25 protein-coding genes, 1 rRNA gene and 1 riboswitch are annotated in these 21,134 nt (G+C 50.6%); of the genes, 2 read left to right on the forward strand and 24 right to left on the reverse strand.

Annotated features, from left to right (window positions below):
• Positions 1-46: 46 nt before the first annotated feature.
• The 13 genes from glmU to J2T14_RS28865 form a co-directional block, all read right to left on the reverse strand.
• On the reverse strand, positions 47-1,444 hold the full coding sequence (gene glmU / locus J2T14_RS28805) for a bifunctional UDP-N-acetylglucosamine diphosphorylase/glucosamine-1-phosphate N-acetyltransferase GlmU (RefSeq protein WP_307476526.1): 1,398 nt from the start codon (positions 1,442-1,444) through the stop codon (positions 47-49).
• Positions 1,445-1,593: 149 nt separating this feature from the next.
• Entirely contained in the window at positions 1,594-1,881 is a 288-nt protein-coding gene (gene spoVG, locus J2T14_RS28810) for a septation regulator SpoVG (RefSeq protein WP_307208009.1), read from the reverse strand.
• A gap of 131 nt (positions 1,882-2,012) precedes the next feature.
• Positions 2,013-2,411, reverse strand: a complete 399-nt coding sequence (locus tag J2T14_RS28815; protein WP_307208011.1) for a RidA family protein — start codon at positions 2,409-2,411, stop codon at positions 2,013-2,015.
• Positions 2,412-2,446: 35 nt separating this feature from the next.
• Positions 2,447-3,271, reverse strand: a complete 825-nt coding sequence (gene purR, locus J2T14_RS28820) for a pur operon repressor (RefSeq protein WP_307208012.1) — start codon at positions 3,269-3,271, stop codon at positions 2,447-2,449.
• 82 nt (positions 3,272-3,353) lie between these two features.
• Positions 3,354-4,208: a 4-(cytidine 5'-diphospho)-2-C-methyl-D-erythritol kinase gene (gene ispE, locus J2T14_RS28825; RefSeq protein ID WP_307208013.1), complete on the reverse strand. Its 855-nt coding sequence runs from the start codon at positions 4,206-4,208 to the stop codon at positions 3,354-3,356.
• A 143-nt stretch (positions 4,209-4,351) separates the two neighbouring features.
• Entirely contained in the window at positions 4,352-4,537 is a 186-nt protein-coding gene (locus J2T14_RS28830; protein ID WP_307476528.1) for a small, acid-soluble spore protein, alpha/beta type, read from the reverse strand.
• A gap of 173 nt (positions 4,538-4,710) precedes the next feature.
• Positions 4,711-4,992 carry a biofilm formation stimulator Veg gene (veg, locus tag J2T14_RS28835; protein WP_307208015.1) on the reverse strand — a complete coding sequence of 94 codons (282 nt, stop codon included), beginning with the start codon at positions 4,990-4,992 and terminating at the stop codon, positions 4,711-4,713.
• Positions 4,993-5,198: 206 nt separating this feature from the next.
• Positions 5,199-6,083, reverse strand: a complete 885-nt coding sequence (gene yabG / locus J2T14_RS28840) for a sporulation peptidase YabG (RefSeq protein WP_307476530.1) — start codon at positions 6,081-6,083, stop codon at positions 5,199-5,201.
• Between the two features lie 87 nt (positions 6,084-6,170).
• On the reverse strand, positions 6,171-7,085 hold the full coding sequence (gene rsmA, locus J2T14_RS28845; RefSeq protein WP_307476532.1) for a 16S rRNA (adenine(1518)-N(6)/adenine(1519)-N(6))-dimethyltransferase RsmA: 915 nt from the start codon (positions 7,083-7,085) through the stop codon (positions 6,171-6,173).
• A 3-nt stretch (positions 7,086-7,088) separates the two neighbouring features.
• On the reverse strand, positions 7,089-7,637 hold the full coding sequence (gene rnmV, locus J2T14_RS28850) for a ribonuclease M5 (protein ID WP_307208040.1): 549 nt from the start codon (positions 7,635-7,637) through the stop codon (positions 7,089-7,091).
• Positions 7,638-7,804: 167 nt separating this feature from the next.
• Positions 7,805-8,953 (reverse strand): 3D domain-containing protein, encoded by a 1,149-nt coding sequence (locus tag J2T14_RS28855; RefSeq protein WP_307476534.1) that lies wholly within the window; start codon positions 8,951-8,953, stop codon positions 7,805-7,807.
• 254 nt (positions 8,954-9,207) lie between these two features.
• A riboswitch (cyclic di-AMP (ydaO/yuaA leader) is annotated at positions 9,208-9,394 on the reverse strand.
• Between the two features lie 184 nt (positions 9,395-9,578).
• On the reverse strand, positions 9,579-10,352 hold the full coding sequence (locus J2T14_RS28860; protein WP_307476536.1) for a TatD family hydrolase: 774 nt from the start codon (positions 10,350-10,352) through the stop codon (positions 9,579-9,581).
• A gap of 7 nt (positions 10,353-10,359) precedes the next feature.
• A complete protein-coding gene (locus J2T14_RS28865; RefSeq protein WP_307476539.1) occupies positions 10,360-11,679 on the reverse strand; it encodes an HD domain-containing protein in 1,320 nt (439 codons plus the stop codon).
• 262 nt (positions 11,680-11,941) lie between these two features.
• Here J2T14_RS28865 and J2T14_RS28870 point away from each other — a divergent pair, with 262 nt between their 5' ends.
• On the forward strand, positions 11,942-12,196 hold the full coding sequence (locus J2T14_RS28870; protein WP_012772023.1) for an AbrB/MazE/SpoVT family DNA-binding domain-containing protein: 255 nt from the start codon (positions 11,942-11,944) through the stop codon (positions 12,194-12,196).
• 220 nt (positions 12,197-12,416) lie between these two features.
• On the opposite strand, the gene rsmI is transcribed toward J2T14_RS28870, so the two are convergent.
• From rsmI to J2T14_RS28920, 10 genes are all read right to left on the reverse strand, one after another.
• Positions 12,417-13,301 carry a 16S rRNA (cytidine(1402)-2'-O)-methyltransferase gene (rsmI, locus tag J2T14_RS28875; protein ID WP_307476540.1) on the reverse strand — a complete coding sequence of 295 codons (885 nt, stop codon included), beginning with the start codon at positions 13,299-13,301 and terminating at the stop codon, positions 12,417-12,419.
• A complete protein-coding gene (locus J2T14_RS28880) occupies positions 13,298-13,966 on the reverse strand; it encodes a tRNA1(Val) (adenine(37)-N6)-methyltransferase (RefSeq protein WP_307208041.1) in 669 nt (222 codons plus the stop codon). The genes rsmI and J2T14_RS28880 overlap by 4 nt, the downstream gene beginning before the upstream one ends.
• 281 nt (positions 13,967-14,247) lie before the next feature.
• Complete coding sequence (locus J2T14_RS28885; protein WP_307208043.1) at positions 14,248-14,649, reverse strand: initiation-control protein YabA; 402 nt, start codon at positions 14,647-14,649, stop codon at positions 14,248-14,250.
• Positions 14,650-14,719: 70 nt separating this feature from the next.
• Entirely contained in the window at positions 14,720-15,523 is an 804-nt protein-coding gene (locus tag J2T14_RS28890; RefSeq protein ID WP_307208025.1) for a PSP1 domain-containing protein, read from the reverse strand.
• A 3-nt stretch (positions 15,524-15,526) separates the two neighbouring features.
• Positions 15,527-16,504 (reverse strand): DNA polymerase III subunit delta', encoded by a 978-nt coding sequence (gene holB, locus J2T14_RS28895; RefSeq protein ID WP_307476542.1) that lies wholly within the window; start codon positions 16,502-16,504, stop codon positions 15,527-15,529.
• Positions 16,505-16,524: 20 nt separating this feature from the next.
• Positions 16,525-16,968, reverse strand: a complete 444-nt coding sequence (locus J2T14_RS28900; RefSeq protein WP_307208027.1) for a YaaR family protein — start codon at positions 16,966-16,968, stop codon at positions 16,525-16,527.
• Between the two features lie 16 nt (positions 16,969-16,984).
• Entirely contained in the window at positions 16,985-17,314 is a 330-nt protein-coding gene (locus tag J2T14_RS28905) for a cyclic-di-AMP receptor (RefSeq protein WP_307208028.1), read from the reverse strand.
• Positions 17,315-17,370: 56 nt separating this feature from the next.
• The gene (tmk, locus tag J2T14_RS28910; protein WP_307476544.1) at positions 17,371-18,027 is read right to left on the reverse strand and encodes a dTMP kinase; all 657 of its coding nucleotides are present in this window, start codon (positions 18,025-18,027) and stop codon (positions 17,371-17,373) included.
• 106 nt (positions 18,028-18,133) lie between these two features.
• The gene (locus J2T14_RS28915) at positions 18,134-19,660 is read right to left on the reverse strand and encodes an aminotransferase class I/II-fold pyridoxal phosphate-dependent enzyme (RefSeq protein ID WP_307476546.1); all 1,527 of its coding nucleotides are present in this window, start codon (positions 19,658-19,660) and stop codon (positions 18,134-18,136) included.
• 113 nt (positions 19,661-19,773) lie between these two features.
• On the reverse strand, positions 19,774-19,965 hold the full coding sequence (locus tag J2T14_RS28920) for a sigma factor G inhibitor Gin (protein ID WP_307208031.1): 192 nt from the start codon (positions 19,963-19,965) through the stop codon (positions 19,774-19,776).
• Positions 19,966-20,200: 235 nt separating this feature from the next.
• Here J2T14_RS28920 and J2T14_RS28925 point away from each other — a divergent pair, with 235 nt between their 5' ends.
• Positions 20,201-20,731 carry a transposase gene (locus J2T14_RS28925; RefSeq protein WP_307476548.1) on the forward strand — a complete coding sequence of 177 codons (531 nt, stop codon included), beginning with the start codon at positions 20,201-20,203 and terminating at the stop codon, positions 20,729-20,731.
• A gap of 123 nt (positions 20,732-20,854) precedes the next feature.
• On the opposite strand, the gene rrf is transcribed toward J2T14_RS28925, so the two are convergent.
• Positions 20,855-20,971 (reverse strand): 5S ribosomal RNA (rrf, locus tag J2T14_RS28930).
• Between the last annotated feature and the right edge of the window lie 163 nt (positions 20,972-21,134).

A 21,134-nucleotide genomic window follows, 5' to 3' on the forward strand; every position in this document is an offset into this window, starting at 1 on the left:
TTAATCATGAATCTCTCATTCATTTAGCAATCTCTTTATGGCGCTTCTACTTCTGCGAACGTTCCTTCTTCGCTTTCGCGCGCGAGCGGATCTTCTCCGCATATCCCGGTTTGTTCACCTGGCGCTCCCTGGCGATAGACAAATCGCCCGCGGGGACGTCATGCGTAATAGTCGAGCCGGCGACGACATAAGCGCCCTCGCCAATCTTCACGGGTGCGATCAGGTTCACGTTGCTGCCGACGAACGCATTGTCGCCGATTTCCGTGATCGCCTTGTTGAAGCCGTCATAGTTGACCGTAATCGCGCCGCAGCCGATATTGACGTCCTTGCCGACCTTCGCGTCGCCGACGTAGCTAAGATGCGATACTTTGCTTCCATCGTCCAGCGTTGCGTTCTTAAGCTCGACGAAATCGCCGATCTTGCAGCCGCGTCCAAGCTTGGAACCGGGACGCAAGTTCGCGTAAGGACCAACCGTGCTCTCCTCGCCTACAACGGAATCGGCGACAACCGAATATTTTACCGCTGCCCCGCGTCCGAGCTCGCTATCCGTAATGTCCGCTTGCGGCCCAATGACGCAGTCCTCGCCGATGACGGTATTGCCGCGCAGCACCGTTCCCGGATATAGAACCGTATCCGCCCCGATCTGGACACCCGCTTCGATATACGTCGAAGCCGGATCGATAATCGTTACGCCGCCGATCAGATGGCCGCGGTTAATTCGGGCCCGCATATAGCCCTCCGCCTCGGCAAGAGCCACGCGATCGTTCACGCCGATTGCCTCCGCCAAGTCGGACGTGCAATAGCCCTGCACCGATTGTCCCGCATCGCGGAAGATGCCGATCACATCGGTTAAGTAATATTCGCCCTGCGCGTTGTTGCTCGTCACTTTGGCAAGCGCATCGAACAGCTTGCGGTTATCGAAGCAATACGTCCCCGTATTGATTTCCTTTACCGCCGCCTCTGCCGGAGAGCAGTCCTTCTGCTCCACGATTCGCTGCACGCCTCCGTCTTCCCCGCGAATAATACGTCCGTAGCCTGCCGGTTCGCCGAAGGAAGCCGTCAGCACCGTAGCCGCTGCGCCTGACGACGTATGCAGCTCCAGCATTGATGTAATCGTTGACGCCTTCACGAGCGGCGTATCGCCGCAAATGACGATCGTCGTCCCTTCCTCGCCGCCAAGCAGCGCTTCAGCCTGACGGACCGCATGTCCCGTGCCCAGCTGCTGCTCCTGCAGTACGTATTCCGCCGCATCGCCCAGATACGACTTCACGCTCTCCGCGCCATGACCGACAATAACGACCGTACGCTCGCTGGAAGCTTCCTTTACCACATCCACGACATGCCCTACCATCGGCTTGCCGCATACCGGATGGAGCACCTTATATAATTTCGATTTCATACGTTTGCCCTGACCAGCAGCAAGCACAATCGCCATAATCTTCAACTGAATAACCTCCCAAGCCTCATTAAACAAACTTCTTTTATGACTATATCCCATTATACGGACATCGACAACTATGGTTAAGCCAAAAAAGAGAAGAGAGCCCTATGGCCCTCTTCTCTAAACCATCTTATTAATCGTGAAGCCCTTGGTTAAGCGCCTTCTTCAATTTCAATAACAACTTCCTCTGCTGCGCGCTCGTATTCGGCCAAAACAGCAGCTTGGATTTTCTCCCGGGTGGTTGAAGAGATCGGATGAGCGATATCCCGAAACTCTCCGTCCGGAGTACGTTTGCTAGGCATTGCGACGAACATACCATTGTTGCCGTCAATCACGCGGATATCGTGAACGACGAATTCATTGTCAATGGTAATGGAAGCGATTGCCTTCATACGCCCTTCGGAATTTACACGGCGGAGTCTGACATCAGTAATTTGCACTTGTGTTCACCACCTTTGCCTATCAGAGACTTGGGTGTATATTTCCACGTTTTTGTGCAAAATCCTTCTAGTTTTTTGGTAAAATCATGCTATTTTTAAAATATTTTTTTGCGAACGCATGTTTTTCGTTGTCATTCGACATATGTCGATGCAATGACCTCGATTTCGACAAGAACATCCTTCGGAAGCCGCGCCACTTCTACGGTCGAGCGCGCTGGCTTATGGTCGCCGAAGTACGATCCGTAGATGCCGTTAACCGATGCGAAGTCGTTCATGTCCTTCATGAAAACGGTCGCTTTCACTACGTCGTTGAAAGTGGATCCGGCAGCCGCGAGCACCGCTTCGAGATTGCGGAAAACTTGGTGCGCCTGTTCCTCAATGCCGCCCTCGATCAATTGACCGGATGCATCCAGCGGGATTTGTCCGGAAGTAAATAATAGTCCCCCCAATTTAATCGCTTGCGAATAAGGTCCAATCGCCGCAGGAGCTTTGTCTGTAGCTACCACTTGCGGTACTTGTTTGGCAGTCACGCTTGTCACAGCCTTTCCGATATCGATATCGTCCGTTATTTGAAATAGTTGCCGGGAAGAACAGTCGTCTGCTTCGTCTTCATATCCACAGCCGTCAGCTTCGCCAGGGACACGTAATCCTCCAGCAGCCGCTCCTCCAGCTCCACCTCGCCCGATTCAACGAATACGCCTACCCCGGCTACCGTTGCCTTGAACTCGTAGAGCAGGTCCATCATGCCTTGGATCGTGCCTCCGGCCTTCATGAAGTCGTCAATGATAAGCACGCGCGATTGCTCCTTCAGAGCCCTGCGGGCAAGGGACATCGTCTGTATGCGCTTCGTCGAACCCGATACATAGTTGATGCTGACCGCAGAGCCTTCCGTTACCTTATTATCGCGCCTAACGATGACGACTGGGATATTGAGGCACGAAGCTGTCGCGTAAGCGAGCGGAATGCCCTTCGTCTCAACGGTCATAATGACATCGATCCGGCGGTCCGCGAAAGCCGTAGCGAACATTCTGCCGACGTCTGCGAGCATCTCCGGTTGTCCGAGCATGTCGGTCATATACAAATAGCCGCCGGGCAATACCCTCTCGGGCTGTTCCAACTGACGGCATATACCATTCATAATCGATAACGCTGTATCTTGATTCATTTTCGGCGTATACTTCACGCCTCCTGCCGCCCCGGCATGCGTATGAAGCTCGCCGAAACCTTCCTCTTCGAATACCTCTTTAATAATGGCTAAGTCTTCACTGATCGATGACTTCGCAGACTGATAACGATCGGCGAACGCTGTCAACGAAATTAACGTGTGGGGACGACTTAGCAGGTATTGGGTCATTTCTACCAATCTTGCGCTACGTTTCAACTTCTTCAAAGGCATCTCCCCCCACTAAATCCGAATAATATAATGTCAATATAACATTTTTATACGGATTTAATCAAGAAGAACGTCAACCCTATGTAAGCATTCTTACCACATAGACTTCTTTGCAAAATCCGCGCAAGCCGTTATAGATACGAGGAAGCTTGGCCTCCTTCGATACAAGTCCGAACACGGTCGGTCCGCTTCCCGACATCAGCACGCCGTCCGCACCCAGACGGATCATGCTTTCTTTAATTTGCTGCACCTCCGGATGGACTTCAAGCGTCACATCCTCCAAGACGTTGCCAAGCCCTTCGCAGATGTCGTTGAACGAACCCCTTGCAAGCGCATCCCTCATATTCGGTATCGATGGATGATGCTTCAGCTCGTTCGCTCTCAGCCTGCCGTAGACATCGGCCGTCGAGACGTTAATCGGCGGCTTAGCCAGTACGACCCAGCATTGCGGCGGATTATCGATATGCTCCAACAGTTCGCCTCGTCCGCGGGCGATCGCCGTTCCGCCTGTGACGCAGTAAGGCACGTCCGAGCCAAGCTCCGCCCCTAACACGCGAAGCTCCTCCTCCGGTATGCCGAGCTTCCAGAGCCTGTTCAGCCCCCTCAGCGCAGCCGCTGCATCGCTGCTGCCGCCGGCTAGCCCTGCGGCAACCGGTATTTTCTTATCCAAATGGATGTAGACGCCCTTACGTACGTCATACCGGTCTTTAATCAATCTTGCCGCCTGGAAAGCGAGGTTCTTCTCGTCAAGCGGAATATAGCCAACCTGGCTCGAGATGATGATCGTATCGCGCGGCAGCTCTTCCATTTCCAAACGATCGGCAAGGTCGACCATCGTCATAATCATCTCGACCTCATGGAAGCCGTCTTCGCGCTTGCGGAGCACGTCGAGGACTAAGTTAATTTTGGCAGAAGCCTTCTCGTATATTTTCATAAGGGTACGTTCTCCGTTCGTTCGTAAGCTTATCCCTCATTATAGCAAACGAACGCAATAAAAGCTAAGCGCTCTGAGCAGACTGCAGGCAGGCCGCAAGAGGCTTAGCTTTATTCTATCGAAACACGGTAAACCGAGTCGCTCTAAGGACGATTCGACTTGGCAGCCGCCTGCTCGGCAAGCTGAATGGCACGCTTGACCATATTGCCCGCATCCTTGGCCCGGATGCCGCCCCAGCCTTCCTGCTGAACCGTATCGTAAAAGCCCAAATCCTTGGCCAACTCGTATTTCAATTCCTCCGACATGACGCTTCGTCTTCTTCGGCTCATCGTTATCCCTCCAAGGTGTAAGGTATAAACTGCAATAACGTCCCGCGTTACGACAGTAGTATGCTTCAAAGAGGCGAAGCTCATTCGGCAGGCCGCTCAGCCGCCAAGTCGGAGAGCAAAAAAAAGACGCAGATGGTATCTGCGTCAACTAGCCGGTTAAGGCATATATAAATCTATTGTTGAAGATAAGCGATTCGGACTTGACCTAGGCCTTCATCATTGCATACGGTCACTTCAACCGACTCGGTCAGAATATCCGCATAACTGTATGAGACACGCTTGAACGCGTGTTGCTCTTCATCCAGCTTCACAATGAAAACAGAAGGGTAGATTTCTTCCAACGTACCGGTTCGTTCGATGGTCTTTCGTCGGCCACCGTTAGCTCGAAGACGGATTTTGGAGCCAACATGAGCTTCCAAACTGCGTTTTATATCCAATAGCGCATTTTTTGCCATTGTCCACTACCACCTCTTTCCTTGTCCATTATAAACAAAAAAGGAGGGTTTGTCAAACAAAGCAAAATATTATATCAGCCACATTATTTACTTGTCAACGGTGTTTTCACCCATTTTTTAAAAATCCATGCATAATTTATTTGGTTTCATCCATATTAAGAAGTTGTCGTAAAATTTGCACCGCAAAAATGCATCAAAAAATGGAGCTACGACTTCAGCGTCGCGCCTACGGAAGTAATTTTGGGTTTAGGCAAGCCCACGCGAAACCGCCCTAATGTTTCAATGCCGCCAACCCCGTCTATGCCGCTAATCGTGCCGTGTATGACATCGGACAAATTAACGGTATCGCGAATCGACGTATAGCTTGCTTTGATCGCGATATAGACCGGATCAAGCGCATGGATCAATATGCGGCCTGGCGAGCTTGCGAAGTTCGAGCCTGCCTGCAGCAACGCCTCGAAATGCGATTGGCATGCGCCTGCAATCACGATGAGGCCATCGCGGTTTTTCTCATATTCCCGCGCAACACGGACGGCATTTACGAAGTTTTGCGAGTTTTTATAACTGCCCAGGCTATATAGATCCTCTTGCAATCGATTCTTAAGCACGCCGTCATGGCCGGTTATAACGACGATATCCGGCTTCACTTGGGGAAGCAGCTGGTACAAGACGTCGGCCATCTGCGATTCATGGACATGCAGGCCATGCGACGGCACATGCATCGTATTGTAGAGCTGCATGCTTTTCTTCAAGTAATTGTTGTCCCCATCCAGGTGCAGCACCTTTCCGGGCACCTCGAAGAAAGGCTGGTTCTCCTGCGTTGCAAGCCGGATATGATCCACGGTCTCGACCGCTTGGCGCTCTCTCTGATTGTGCATGCGCTGCAGCGAATCGTTTACTTTAATGCGAACTTGCTGAACCGCTCTTGTCGATTCCGGGTCGCGAACGACCGAGAGATCGGGAATAGGCGCATCCGCAAGCAATCGGTAGTCCGTGCCTTTCAGAACGGCATGATGTGTACGAACAGCTTCAACACAGAACAGCACGTCACCGCCATACGATTTGCGGACGACCAGGTCCCCTTGCTTCATGGGTAAATCACCTCTTCGTCTATCCTATGGGCAGATAGGGCGAATGGTGAGTATTTTATGTTCGAACGGCCGCACTGAAGCTGATGCTTAGCCTCTCCATCCCGCTTCCAGCATCGCACGGCTGACGCTCGCGAATTCCTCAAGCGACAGCGTCTCGCCGCGACGTGCCGGGTCGATCCCGATGCCCGTGAGCAGCGCCGTCAGCGCCTCGCGGTTTTCCTTGCCGACGAAAGCGGTCAAGTTATTGAATAGCGTCTTGCGGCGTTGTGCGAAGCTTGCTTGTACGACGCGGAAGTAGTGATCCTCGTCCGGTACGTCAACGGCCGGCTTATCGCGCAGTGATAGCTTGATGACCGCAGAATCGACGTTCGGCTGCGGAATGAACACCGTATGCGGAACGATGCAGACGACCTGCGGCACGCAGTAGTATTGCACGGCGACGCTAAGGCTGCCGTATTCCTTGCCACCCGGCTTCGCAGCCATCCGATCGGCGACCTCCTTCTGGATCATCACGACGATATGCTCCAGCGGCAATCGCTCCTCCAGGAGCTTCATAAGGATCGGCGTCGTCACGTAGTAAGGCAAGTTGGCAACGACACTAACGCCGCTCATATCGCTGAAGCGATCCTCGAATACTTGCTTCAAGTCCAGCTTGAGCACGTCGCCGTGAATGACCTCCGTATTCGTGTCCTCCGACAATACGTCGCGCAGAATCGGAATAAGACGGTTGTCGATCTCCACCGCCGTTACTTTGCCCGCCGATGCGGCAAGACGCTGCGTAAGCGCACCGATGCCCGGACCGATCTCCAGCGCGCCCTTCGTTTCGTCGAGCTCGGCAGCCTCGACGATCTTGTTCAATATGTTTTGATCGATCAGAAAGTTCTGACCTAAGCTCTTCTTGAACGAGAAGCCGTACTTCGCTATAATTTCCTTCGTTCGCTTCGGCGTTGCCACCTCTATAGAGGCTCTGCCTGTTGCCGCCGTACCCTCATGTCCGTTCATATGTTATCCCTCCAATTGCTGTTCCATCTCGCGCATTGCAGCATCGAACTCTGCCTTCGAGATGCGAAAGCTTGTACAACGCTTATAAAATTGCTTGCCGTTCGCGTAGCCTATGCCGAGCAGCTTGCCGACGAGCAACCTGCGGTTCGACGCATCGGGGTGCACGATCAGCCCCGCATCCATTAAGTGTTCCCAAGTTACTTCTCCTGCGATATCCGCCGTTTCCGTACGAAGCTCGGAGAGAGCTTGGCGAATAGCCTCGGGGCTCGCATTCTCGATCCCAATGTCGCCCTTATAGAGAGCCTTCTCCTGCGGCAGGAACGCATGTTTGCAGCCCGGAGCATGTCGTGCCACGATCTTGCGGATTCGCTCCCCCGCATGGTCGGGATCCGTAAATATAATAACGCCGCGACGCTCGTTCGCAAGCGCAATGCGACGCAGTACCTCTTCGCCGATCGCCGAGCCGTTCGTCTCGATCGTATCGGCCTCTACTGCACGCTTAACGGCAACCGTGTCATCCTTGCCCTCAACGACAATGATCTCCTTAATCACTAAGATCATTCCCTTCCTATTTTGCTGAACTAAACCCTGCAACATTCTATTGTCTTCATACGTCAATAAAATCGCAAAAAGAAGAGGCAACGCCTCTTCTTATGATGGCATATTTAATTAAACATTACGATAAGATGATGATAAACGGTTATCCGCCAGCACGGCCGTTAGGTAGATGACGGTTTGTTCGGTCCAATGACGTACACGGTGTACCCCTTCTTGCGTCCGAACTTCTCCGCAGTCTTCTGACTGCTGAAGTACACGTCAATCTTATTGCCCTTTATCGCGCTTCCCGTATCCTCGGCCCGGCGGAATCCGATACCTTCAATGAATACCCACCAACCGATCGGGATCACCTTCGGATCAACCGCGATCGTTCTTCCTTCCGACACTGTCGTTCCGGACGCCGTAATGCCGTATTGCGGGTGATTTTCGTCCTTGCCCGTAGATTCCACGCCCGCGGAATACGCCGTCAACGTGACGTTCTTCAGCACGCTCTTCGCCTTAAGCGTTACGCCGCTTTTCGTTAACGTCTCCACGGTTGGACTGTTGCTCGATAGCACCGTTACCTTAGGCTCCGGCTTCTTCGTACCGACTGCCACGACTTGATCGACAGCGGCGGTTTCGATCATTTTGCTGACCAATTGTTTTGAAACAAGCACGCCATCCTCGTACTGCTTCTGGATATGCTCAACGATAAGGCCTTCCTTGCCGGTCTGGATCAGCTTCTCCTTGCCAACCTCCAGCGTCGGATCTTCCTTCTTCACGATAGAGAACGGCATAGCCCGCTCGCTCTCCGATACTTTCGTATCGACGCGCACAACGGTTACCGACATATCCTCTTCAACAGACGATTGAAGCGACGGTACTACTTTATCTTGACTACGAACAGAAATATTTAATTGCTCGATCGCCGCCTGCACGGTTTCTTCTGTCGTGTACACCGTTGATGTCTTGCCATCCGCCGTTACATTAACCGCAACCGCATGATTGATTTCAACGCGATCGCCATCCTTGATGGCTGCATTCAGAGGCACCGAAACCTCGTCATGCGGGCCGATTGTAATAGCTTGTTCATCCAGTAGGCGTTGCAGGACCCATTGCTTTGTTTCTACAACGGTTTCTTGTCCATTCACTACTACGGAGACGCTTTTGACAGCCGTTCCGTACAACAACACCAGTAACATGAAAGTCATAGCGATTGAGATAATAGCACTCAAAAGTATCAAACGCAAATTTTCATGCTTCCATCGCATTGCGAAAGACATGCTGGATGATCGTTTCCCATGGGTTTCCTTTACCTGGATTATGCCCACTTCATCGGTCCTCCTTCATAGCCCCGCCGCCAAGTGTTACGCATGATTACAACTGACGCGACTATAGTATATTGGCGTGCAAGCACGCAATCCAGTAATTCTATATCAATTCTCGATCCTCTCACCTCCATGATCTAACCCTATGACGACGATTTCCCGATTATTCGAAAATAAAAAGAAGCCGTCGACAGAGGATCTGTATCGTGGCTTCTCGGGTGTCTACACGAGATATCTAAAAATGGGTGCACGAGGTTGATCGCTCTCTATGAACGCTTACGAGGTTAGCTGACGGATTCGGGCAAGAGAGCTGCCCTATTCGAAAGCGCAATGCTCATGGCAATGGCTTCGAAATTCACCCCTGAAAAGATCAAAGCGCGGTCCTTCATTTACCCGCACCCTGGGTCCCCCGTTCTCCTTCCGGAGATTAAGCGCAAACTGGAAATCCAATACAAAAACGAATAACTCTGAAATGAATCATACCTTCACGGGCGGTCAGTTGTAAAGAAGCGATAAAAGACGATTTAAGCGAAAAAGCTGGTTAAAGACGGAATAGTTTAGAGTTTTCCTGCACAAAATCCAGTTTTATCGCTCAAAAGGTCATTCAATCTCTTGTTTCCTATCGTTTTTAAACAATACCAAAACATTTTTTACCGTTTTCGGTCGTAATTTCGGCTATTTCTTCCACGGATTTGCCCAATAGCTCGGCCACGGACTGGGCGACAAGCGCGACATAAGCGGACTCATTTCGCTTCCCTCGAAGCGGATGCGGGGTCAAATACGGAGCATCCGTTTCGATCAATAATCGGTCCAGCGGAACCTGCTTCAGAACCTCTTTTGGCACGCGCGCATTTTGGAACGTAACCGGTCCTCCGAACGAAATATAGAAGTCCATATCGAGGCATGCTTTGGCCGTCTCCCAGCTTCCTGAATAGCAGTGCATGACGCCTCCAACCTCTGCCGCATTCTCCTCTCGCAGTATGCGAACGATATCCTCATGGGCATCGCGATTATGGATGACAATCGGCTTGTTTACCTTCTTCGCCAACCTGATCTGCTCTCGAAATACGCGCTGCTGCACATCCTTCGGCGAGGTATCCCAGTGGTAGTCGAGTCCTATTTCGCCGATTGCGACAACTTTCGGATGCCCACATAGCCGCTCGATCCATTCTAAGTCGTTTGGCGTCATATCGATGCTGTCGACGGGATGCCAGCCGACGGCGGCGTAAATGAACTCGTATGCCTCCGCAAGCGCAATCGTGGTCGGGATCGTCTCGCGGTTGAAGCCGATATTAAGCAACAGGTCGACGCCCGCTTCCCTTGCACGTTCGATCACCTGCGTACGGTCCTCGTTAAACTTATCCGAGTCGAGATGGGTATGCGTGTCAAATAAATAGGTCATGTTGATGTTATACTCCTTCGTTCAGTTGGAATAGTTGCTGCATTTGTAGGCTCATTTGCGAAATATTATCGCGCAGCGGCTCCTCCGGGAAATACAAATGGTACTGTCCCTGATGCATTCCGGTGATCGATCTGACGATGTCGGATTTAGCCGATATTTCACTAATTTCGTCCTGATGATCCAGCAACAAAATCGGCGCTTTTTCTTTCTTTTCTCCCTCTTGCCGGTCGGGACGATAGACGTCATAAGGCAGGTCGAACGGGAAGTCCAGCTCCATATGGTACTCCGGATTCATGCCGACGGAAAGAAACAGCAAACGTATTTCTTCTAATAAATAAGGTTCCGGTTCATCGATCGTTATGTACTTGTATAGACGACGATTCAGGAAGCGGTCGCATAGGTCGGCCAGCAGCGAATCATCCTCCTCCGCCCATTGCATGAACGCCGTCTGCGCAAGCGCTTCATCCAGCTTCAAATAATCGCTCACGGACATCGTGTTATCGAGCAGTCGCTTCACCGATTCAGGCATCCATAGGAACGAATAACCTTTCTCATACAGTTCTTTCGCCCTGCGGAATATTTGCCTCAAAATAATCTCCGAGCTCCTTGTCACCGGATGGAAATAAATCTGCCAGTACATTTGGTAACGGGACATTAGATAATGCTCCACCGCGTGCATGCCGCTTTCCTTAACCACAATTTGCCCTTTGTAAGGACGCATCACTCGCAATATGCGCTCCAAATCGAAATTTCCGTAGTTTACGCCAGTGAAATAAGCGTCCCGGAGCAAATAATCCATGCGATCCGCATCCATTTGGCTTGAAATCAAGCTGACGACGATCGGCTTCGGATACTTCTTCTGAATGACGGAAGCTACGTGACCCGGAAAATCTTCAGACACTGCTCTAAGCACACGGTTGATTTCCGTATCCTCCAAAATGATTTTGCATGTCCATTCCTCATGATCGGTATCGAACACCTCTTCAAGCGAGTGGGAGAACGGGCCGTGACCGACATCATGAAGCAGCGCCGCGCATAACGATACGAGCCGCTCCTCCTTCGGCCAATCATGAAAGCTATTGCGCTCGAACTGCGAAATAATTTTTCTCGTAATTTCATAAACGCCGAGCGAATGGGAAAAACGGCTATGCTCGGCGCCATGGAACGTCAAGTAAGACGTGCCCAATTGGCGGATCCGACGCAAACGTTGAAATTCTTTTGTGTTAATAAGGTCCCAAATCGTCTGGTCCTGTACGTATATATAATGGTGTACGGGGTCTTTGAATACCTTCTCTTCCTGAAGCGGCTCTCTCACTTTTGTGTTCATCTCCCTCGTTCATAATTTCGACACATGATGTCGATTTAATGTCGAATATTGTCGTATAATAGTTTCCAAAATGTCGAAGCTGTTGTATTCTATTACAGAGTAGTATGCCCCCGTTACATAGTCAAATGCCTGTAAATACGGATATTTATAGTAAAATTATAGGTTGACTATTTTGGGAATCGTTGGTATTATAATAGACATAAAACTAAGAAACATGTCGAACGATGACGAACAATTTATTTGAGAGAGGGATTGATAGATCATGATGAAATCAACAGGTATTGTCCGTAAAGTTGACGAATTGGGACGTGTTGTTATTCCGATTGAATTGCGCCGTACGCTAGGAATCGGAGAGAAGGATGCGCTGGAGATTTACGTGGACGGAGAGCGCATCATGTTGAAGAAATACGAGCCTGCTTGTATCTTCTGCGGCAACGCAGAGAACGTATCTTACTTCAAAGGAAAAATAGTTTGCCATATTTGTTTATCTGAAATGCCTTCTCCTGTGACAAAATAAAAAAAATAGGTTATAATCATTTTATCCACTTGTTAATTCTAACCTTTTAATACTCCTTGACGCCTTCCTGCGCTTGAACCCGGCCAGGAAGGTCTTTTTTTAATTCTAAGAGTTTATAAGATTGCTCCTTATAAACCGCTTAGAATTGCCAGCGAAACGTCAGCTTTTGCCGTCAGAGGACGGATGGCAGCCGTTTACGCTTTCGTTAACAGCTCCGGCTCTAGCGATTGACCTCGTTATACACATCCCGCTTAGACAAGCCGCGATCGACGGCCGCTTTCTTGATCGCTTCCTTACGATCCATCTCTCTCTCGTAATGCGCAACATGTTCGGCAATATCGAGCTCCGACCACCATGCGGCATTCGCTTCCAGCTCACTCGCCTCAGCCTCGCTCACGCCAGCTACTACGATAACGAATTCGCCGAGCGGCGGATGCTCCTTGAACCAAGCAATGCATTCGCTCACCGTTCCGCGCACCGCTTCTTCATGACGCTTCGTCAATTCGCGGACAAGCGCAATCCGGCGATCGCCAAGGCTCGCAAGTAAGACGTCCAGCGTCTTCGTAACGCGATGCGGCGATTCATAGAGCAGCAGCGTGTCACGCTGTCCGCCTCGCTCCTGCAGCCACTTCGTTAGCGACTTGCGATCGCGCGGAGGAAATCCGGCGAAGGTGAAGCTGTCCGTCGGCAGACCGGACATAATAAGCGCCGAGAGCGCCGCATTAGCCCCTGGAATCGGAATAACCGCTATACCGTTATCGATCGCATCTCGCACGAGATCAGCCCCCGGATCCGAAATCGCAGGAAGCCCGGCATCGCTGACTAAAGCAATGGACTGCCCGCTCTGCAGCAACCGGATCAGCTCCGGCCCGCTCGCGTTTTTGTTATGCTCATGATAACTGACCGTGCGCGTGCTTATTTCGAAATGCGTCAACAGCTTGCGCGTCTGTCTCGTGTCCTCCGCCGCTATAAGCTGTACTTCCTTGAGTGTCCGGATCGCGCGATAGGTCATATCCTCCAAGTTGCCGATAGGCGTGCCTACGAGATATAGACTTCCACACTCCTGATTGGAAGTCTCTCCACCGAAGCTTTTTTGTACGTTCATACGATTTGCACCCCGTTCTCATACACCATAATCGGCGGCAGAAGCTTAATATCAGGCTTCCCATCACGCATGGCTTCTATTAATATCATGTTCGCCTCCGCATTTGCATGAGGATGAACGAATTGCACCCGCTTCGGTTCCAGCTTCCACTTCCGCATCGTCTCCACAATATCGAGCAGCCTTGATGGACGATGGACCATCGCAACCTTGCCTCCCGGACGCACTAGCCTCGCGCTCGCTTGCATCACATCGTTTAACGTGCAATGAATCTCATGCCTGGCGATCGCATAATGCTCATTCTCATTCTGATCGCCTGCCGTAACAGGCATGTACGGCGGATTAACCGTAACCGCATCATAGACGCCATTGCCAGCTTCCTTCGCGTAGAGACGCAAGTCTTGCTCGATGATCCTGATCTGATTCTGCAGCCCGTTCATCTCGATGCTCCGCCTAGCCATGTCGGCCAGACGCGGCTGAATTTCGACCGCATCGATATGGGCCTTCGTCCGTGTGCTGAGCAGCATCGGAATAACGCCGTTTCCTGTGCACAGGTCGATCATTTTGCCTCGCTTCGGAATATTGGCGAAGCGCGACAGCAGCACTGCGTCAAGCGAGAAGCTGAATACCTCCCTGCTCTGAATAATTTTCAACCCATTTTCCGTCATTAAATCATCCAGACGCTCATTAGACGCCAAGATTACAGATTCAGACACGTCATTGCCTCTCCTTTACTTTCATAAAATTTGAGAAAAACTCCAATCGAAGTACTTCGAGATGAGCGACCTACAAGTTTGCGCAGCAAACTCACTTCGGAAGCAAAGAGGTTTTTATCGCCAATCGGAATGATTGCTTTTATGCTTTATTAATATAAAGTACTATAACATTCAGATGTGGTAATAAAAATGCCGCCCTTTGCGGTAAGGACGGCTTGTCAATACGGATTGCATTATTTATTTAGAAAGGACAGACAAAACAAGCAATCTCCCTCGGTCCGCAAATGCCCGTAATACACATTGCAAATATGGAACCCTTCATGATAAAGCCGCGTTAAATTGTCATGGCCTTCTCCAACGGCGTTTCCTGCCGCTAGTAAGACATCCTCATGAGCCCGCTGCGAATCGAAGAGAGCAGGTTCACGTTCGGCGCCTACAGGCTTCAACAGTGCTTCACGCGCTGGAGCTGTTTCACGCTTGAACACCTTACGAAGCTGGTGGTTTTCCATGCTTAACCGTTTATTCTCCTCCAGCAGCTCTTTCATCTTCTGCTTCAGATCAGTCAGCTCCGCATGAAACTTGCCGAACCTCGTATCCAACTCATCGATTTGTACGAATATATCTTTCTTCTCCAAGTTCCCACACCCCAGAGCTTCCAGCATGAGCGACTCTTGGGGCTCCGCCCCAACAATCGCGATATGCCTTCTATTTAATAACGACATCGTCAAACGGCAGTTCCTTAGGTTTGCCCGGTGTATCGAACAAACTTACGAATACACTCTTCGCTTGCGCGTTTATGCCTGTTACTTTACCTTCTCCATAAGAGGTTATGACCACTTTCCCAATCGCTGGCAGCTCCTCGCGCACGCTCTCGTAATTGTCATGCTCATATTTCAAGCAGCACATAAGGCGACCGCATAATCCGGATATTTTCGTAGGGTTGAGCGACAGGTTCTGGTCTTTAGCCATCTTGATGGATACGGGCTCGAAGTCGCCAAGCCAAGAGGAGCAGCATAGAACTCGTCCACACGGACCGATGCCGCCAAGCATCTTCGCTTCGTCGCGGACGCCGATTTGTCTAAGCTCGATTCGCGTGCGAAACACGCTTGCGAGGTCCTTGACAAGTTCGCGGAAGTCCACTCTTCCTTCTGCCGTAAAGTAGAAAATGATCTTATTGCGATCGAAAGTAAACTCTACGTCAACCAGCTTCATTCGGAGCTGATGGCCTTTAATCTTATCCAGGCATGTAGCGAATGCATTCTTAGCCGCTGTACGATTCTCGTCGACGACTTTGGCATCGACCTCGTTAGCGACACGAATGACTTTCTTAAGAGGAAGGACGACATCCGATTCACCGACTTGCTTCTGTCCCACCACCACTTTACCATATTCGATCCCCCGCGCTGTTTCAACAATAACATGCTGGTCCTTGTTCACGGGATGCTCGACCGGATCAAAGTAATAGATCTTGCCCGCCTTCTTGAAGCGGACACCGACGACATTATACAAGGATTAGCCCTCCTGTAGGTTTACCAATAGTTGCTCAAATGCGAGCTGAGGCGTAACGTTCGCTCGCATACGCTTGCTCGCTTCAAGCGTATGCTCAATGCAGGACACCCAGCCTGCAAATGATCGATCAAAAGCATGCTTGCCTATCCAATCCAACTGATCTATAAAAACGATATTCCCTTGCCTTCCGGCTTGGAACTGTATCAAATCTTTAAACCATATTACAAACATCGACAGCAGCAATTGCGTATGTTCTGCCAGTTCTGTCTTAAATAATTGCTGCTGGGCAGTGATCATCGCCGCGGTGAATCGGGTCGAACTCTCCTTGCCTAATTGTATCACTAGATTTCTTATTTCTGCAAACTGATTCTGCTGGAGAAATTGCCTAGCTCCGTCCAATCCGGAGCTCATCTGAACGGCCGTCCTCGCTAGAAGAGCAGACGCGCCTTCCGCAACGAGCGCTTCCAGCATCGATTCCGGCGACATCGGGAGAAAAGGCACCCATTGCGTCCTCGAACGGATGGTAGGCAATACAGCTTGTCCATTGTCGGTTATCAAAATAGCGACAACGGGTGACACGGGCTCCTCCAGAAATTTAAGCAAGCTGTTAGCCGCTGCTTGCGTCATCTTGTCAGCCTGCTCGACCATATAGATCTTCCACTTCGTACCGCTGTTCCGATACGACATATCGCGCTGAAGCTCTCGAATCTGGTCGATCTTGATCGATTGCCCATCAGGCGCGACCGTAATCAAGTCCGTCTGATTGCCATGCTCGAACTTACGGCATTCCAGGCATACGCCGCATGCATCGTCTCCGCCTGCCGTGCAGAACAGCGCTTTGGCGAAGGCTCGAGCCATTGCCAAACGTCCCGTGCCGGACGGCCCGTGGAATAAGTACGCATGCGATATTTTGCCGCTCCCTAAGGCATGCTTTAGAATACGCAGCGCTTTCCATTGGTCGCTCAATTGTTCAAGACTCATAACCATTCCTTACCTTTCTATCAGAACAACAGGTTAATCAGCATGCCGCGAATCTCGCCGATCTTGCTCAGTAGATCAATTCGTCCCTGCTCGCTGTCGAGCAGCTCCTCCGCCATCGCGATGAGCGTATCATCGATCTCGTCGAGAAGCTTATAGCGCTTCACGCGTCCTCTGCGATCAAACCCCTTAATCTCTTTCAACACAACGCCGCGTCTGACCGTATCCTCCAAAAACTGCTTCACCATCTGGCGGTACAGCTTCAACTCGCGCACCGTCATCAGCTTAGCGAGACGCTCGCCTTGGCGATGAATGTCCTGCAGCTTCTGCTGCAACTGCTCCTGCGTGCGCTGGTCGTCCTGCTGCACCATCACATCGGCGAAGCTCTTAGACTGCGCCGGCTTGGAAGCCTGATCGCCATTCGTACGATTCTGTCCGACTGGCCGGAATCCATGATCTATCTTCATCGTTTACCACGCCCAATCAGAAATGTTCGAACCGCTCGACCGGGATCACGAATACGGCAGCGCCGCCAACCTGCACCTCAACAGGGAATGGGATATAAGAATCCGTTGAGCCGCCCATAGGCGATACCGGCGTAACCAACTGGTCGCGCACCTTGCAGTTCGAGCTAATGACCTGAAGCACCTCATGCACGCGCTCGTCTTCTATCCCGATCATGAACGTCGTATTGCCCGCTCTCAAGAATCCGCCCGTACTTGCCAGCTTTGTCGCTCTAAAGCCTTCACGTACAAGAGCATTAGACAATCGGTTACTGTCCTTATCCTGAATAACCGCAATCACTAATTTCATCCTTATTCCCCCTTGATTACTATTAGATTACGTTATTTCATTCCTGCCCAATATTCTTAATGTTTGACATCGGTTGCAAAAAATCCTTCAAAACGACGATCAACGACATCCAAAACGTCGATAAATACAGCTTCCGGCGATTGATCGGCATTCACTCGCACGATCCGTTCCGGATACTTCCGCAACAGCTGCAAGTATCCTTCGCGTACGCGTTCATGGAAGGCCTGCTTCTCGAGATCGAGCCGGTTCACTTCCCTCTCGGCCGACTGCGCAATGCGCGCTAGACCTACCTCCGGCGAAATATCCATGAATACCGTCAATTGCGGCATGAGCTCTTGAATCGCGAAGCGGTTAATGTCCCATACCTCATCCATGCCCAGCCCCCGTGCATAACCCTGATAAGCGAGACTGCTGTCAACGAAACGGTCGCAAATGACGGCCTTTCCTGCTTCAAGCGCTGGCAGTACCTTCTCCACCAAATGCTGACGACGGGATGCCGCGTAGAGCAGCGCCTCCGTTCTTGCGTCCATAGCCGTATTATTCCGGTCCAAAATAACGGTACGAATCTGCTCGGCAATCGGAATGCCGCCGGGCTCGCGCGTAATGACGACTTCCTTCCCTCTTTGGAGCATGGTATGCGCCAGTTGCTCAATCAGTGTCGTTTTGCCGGCGCCTTCGCCGCCTTCTATTGTAATGAATACACCTTGTTTCAATCTAAGGCTTCTCCTAACCATTAAGTAATATCGTCTGTATAGCTAGCGGCAGCATCGTCCGCTTCCTTCCATTCTAACAAAGCGTACCAGCCAGTACAATGAACTTTTACTTATATACCTCTATTGTATGCATACCCGGGTCAATCGCCCCTTGAAACTTGGCTCCCGTTGCCGCCAATCGAGCAATTTGTTCAATAATGCGGCTTGTCAGTTTCTCACCCGGATACACGACTGGAATGCCTGGAGGATACGGAATCACCATCTCTGCAGCCGTACAGTTCTCCGCTTCGCTTAGCGGAACACGTGATTGCTGTTGATTCTTTAATAATGTCTTTGCAAAAGAAATCGGTAACGAAATCCGCTCATCCACTCCAGATGACAGCTCCATGCCGGCGGGCTGACGCTTGTACGACCTCGCTATGGCCGTACCGGCGACATTAGCCTCGAGTGCTTTACACTGCTTAGAGATGGCTGCTATAGCCTCTTTGAGCCTGTTCGTATGATCCCCGGATATGTGAATGCCGAAAATAAGCACGACATGCCTCGGATCGGCCATCTCTGCCCAGCATCCATGCTGCTCCAACTGCTTTTGCAGCTCATAGCCTGACAAGGTGCCGCTGCGATCATACAGGACGATTCTAAGCGGATCTACGTAGCTAAGATGAACATTGTCCAGCTGCGCTTCCAACACGCTGATTGGAGCGCCGTGCTCGTTGAACCAGCGGCGGAACGATGCAGCTTGATCCAGCGCCCCATCGAATAAGGATGTGCCGAAACGATCAATCATTGCTCGGGAAATATCGAGCGACGATAAAATCGGAAACGATGGGCTGGAGCTCTGAATCATCGCCAGCGACTGCCTTAATGCTTGTCTTGGCATATGTTCTCCTTGCACATGAAGCATTGCCCCCATTGTAAAGGCGGGGAGCGTCTTATGCGTGGATTGTACAACGGCATCAGCGCCTGCAGCGATTGCCGAGGAAGGCAGATCTGGATGCAGCCCATAATGCGCTCCATGGGCCTCATCTACCAGTAACAGTTTATCGTAGCGATGTATGATGTCTGCATAAGTCCTCAAATCCACACCCATGCCGTAATAGTTCGGATTGGTGAGAAACACGGCCTTGGCTTCAGGGTACTGTTGCAGCGCCTGTTCAATATCGTTGAGCGAAGGTATGACCGCTAATGCGGAATGTCGCTCATATAGCGGCGTCAGGAAGATAGCCGACGCTCCGGCAAGCTTCAGCCCGTTAATAACCGACTTATGTACATTGCGCTGGACAATGATTTGATCACCGGGATCGCAAATGGCAAGCAGCAGCGCTATATTGCCCGATGTGCTTCCGCCTACGAGGAAGAAAGTTTCTTCAGAGCCGAAGCAACTTGCCGCCAACTGCTGCGCTTCTTTAATTGAGCCCTCGGGATGATGCAGATCATCGGTAGAGGCTAGCTCCGTCACATCCAGCTTCATTATCTGATGAAAATAGGACATGTATGATTGATCAGTCTCGGCCATTTGGCCCAGTGCAGCTATGGCATGACCGCCTCGATGACCCGGCACATGAAGACTAACCGGGTCTGTATTCGCATGCTTGATTAGCGTTTCAAATAATGGCGCAAAAAAAGGCTTCATTATAATAAGACAATCCTTTCCTACCAACTATACGGAGCAAGCTTGCTCTGTAAGCTCTATTGTAACTTAACGGGACGCAAAAAAAAGAGCAACTCTCTATAGCAAGAGGCTGCTCAAGCATTTTTCTCAATGAAAATTTGCTTCATCTGATGGATGAAGAAGGGATACTTCGCATCCTTCACATCCGTTCTTACCATTTCGTTCTCGCAATCGGTGCAAATAAATTCAGATACGATTCGGATGCCTTCGCCCTCGGCCTTATGTTGACCGCAAATAATGCAATGAAGCTCGCGATTATCGTTCATTTTAATCCCCGCTTTCTGATGCCTGCCTATATAGCTATTATTATGCCATTTAATCTATCTTTTTATACTTGTTTCATAGCCCATTTCAAATATTTATATATCGTATGCGCCCACTCCGCAGATGGTTCCGCCATAACACCCAAAAAATTGTTTATTGGCTCCTCTCCATATACGGGTGCAATTAACCGATATACATAACGAGAATGTATGATTCGCATCGAAAGGACGTTCGTATATGCGCCAATCGCTAATCGATCAACAGAACGCTACGATTTATCAGTATATGCTCATTAAACGTCAGGTAATACGACCCGAGCTCATTATGAGCCACCTTCTTATTTCCGGTATTTTGCTCGCTTTCCAAATGCTCATGTACCAAATGGACGGTCTGTTCTCTTGGCTGTTCGGCTTTGCAGTCGTTCAACTCCTGCACATCCTTATTATGCTGCTTACGTTCATCAAAGTAGAGGAGGCTGCCGATCGCAAATGGATATGGAGAATCAATCCGCCATGGATTGGATTTAAACCTGCAAGCGATATTTCGCTGCTAGTTTATAGGCGAGTTCATCGTCAAATGTTCTGGCTCGGCCTCTGCATCATCGGCCTCCTATATCCATGGATTACAGAGTCCCTCATGATTAGCATCGTGTGCTGGCATTTATGGCTGCTTATACCAAGACTTTTGATATCCTTCAGTCTCCGCAAGCAACGAAAGGACGGCGTCGTAAGAATCGAGTCCAAGGAAGCATCGTATTACCACCGTTAGCTTCTGTTGAGGGACACCGTTTCCCTCTCTCCCTCATCCCCATTTGGCGGCACCTTCATAACGTTCGTTAGATGCTCAGAACAACAAAAAACCTACCGCATCTACATGCGGTAGGTTCCTCGTGCTTGGCGACGTCCTACTCTCCCAGGACCCTGCGGTCCAAGTACCATTGGCGCTGGAGGGCTTAACGGTCGTGTTCGGTATGGGAACGCGTGGTTCCCCTCCGCCATCGCCACCAAACGGCTCAAAGCGTTTGCGCCTTGAAAACTGGATACGAAAGATTGTCTTGCCGAACTTTAGCTGTTGCTTACAGGTTGTATGGACCGTATAAGCGTTTTAGGATAAGCCCTCGACCGATTAGTATTCGTCAGCTACACACATTGCTGTGCTTCCACCCCGAACC

The sequence above is a fragment of the Paenibacillus harenae genome (assembly GCF_030812415.1).
Taxonomy (GTDB): Bacteria; Bacillota; Bacilli; order Paenibacillales; family Paenibacillaceae; genus Pristimantibacillus; species Pristimantibacillus harenae_A.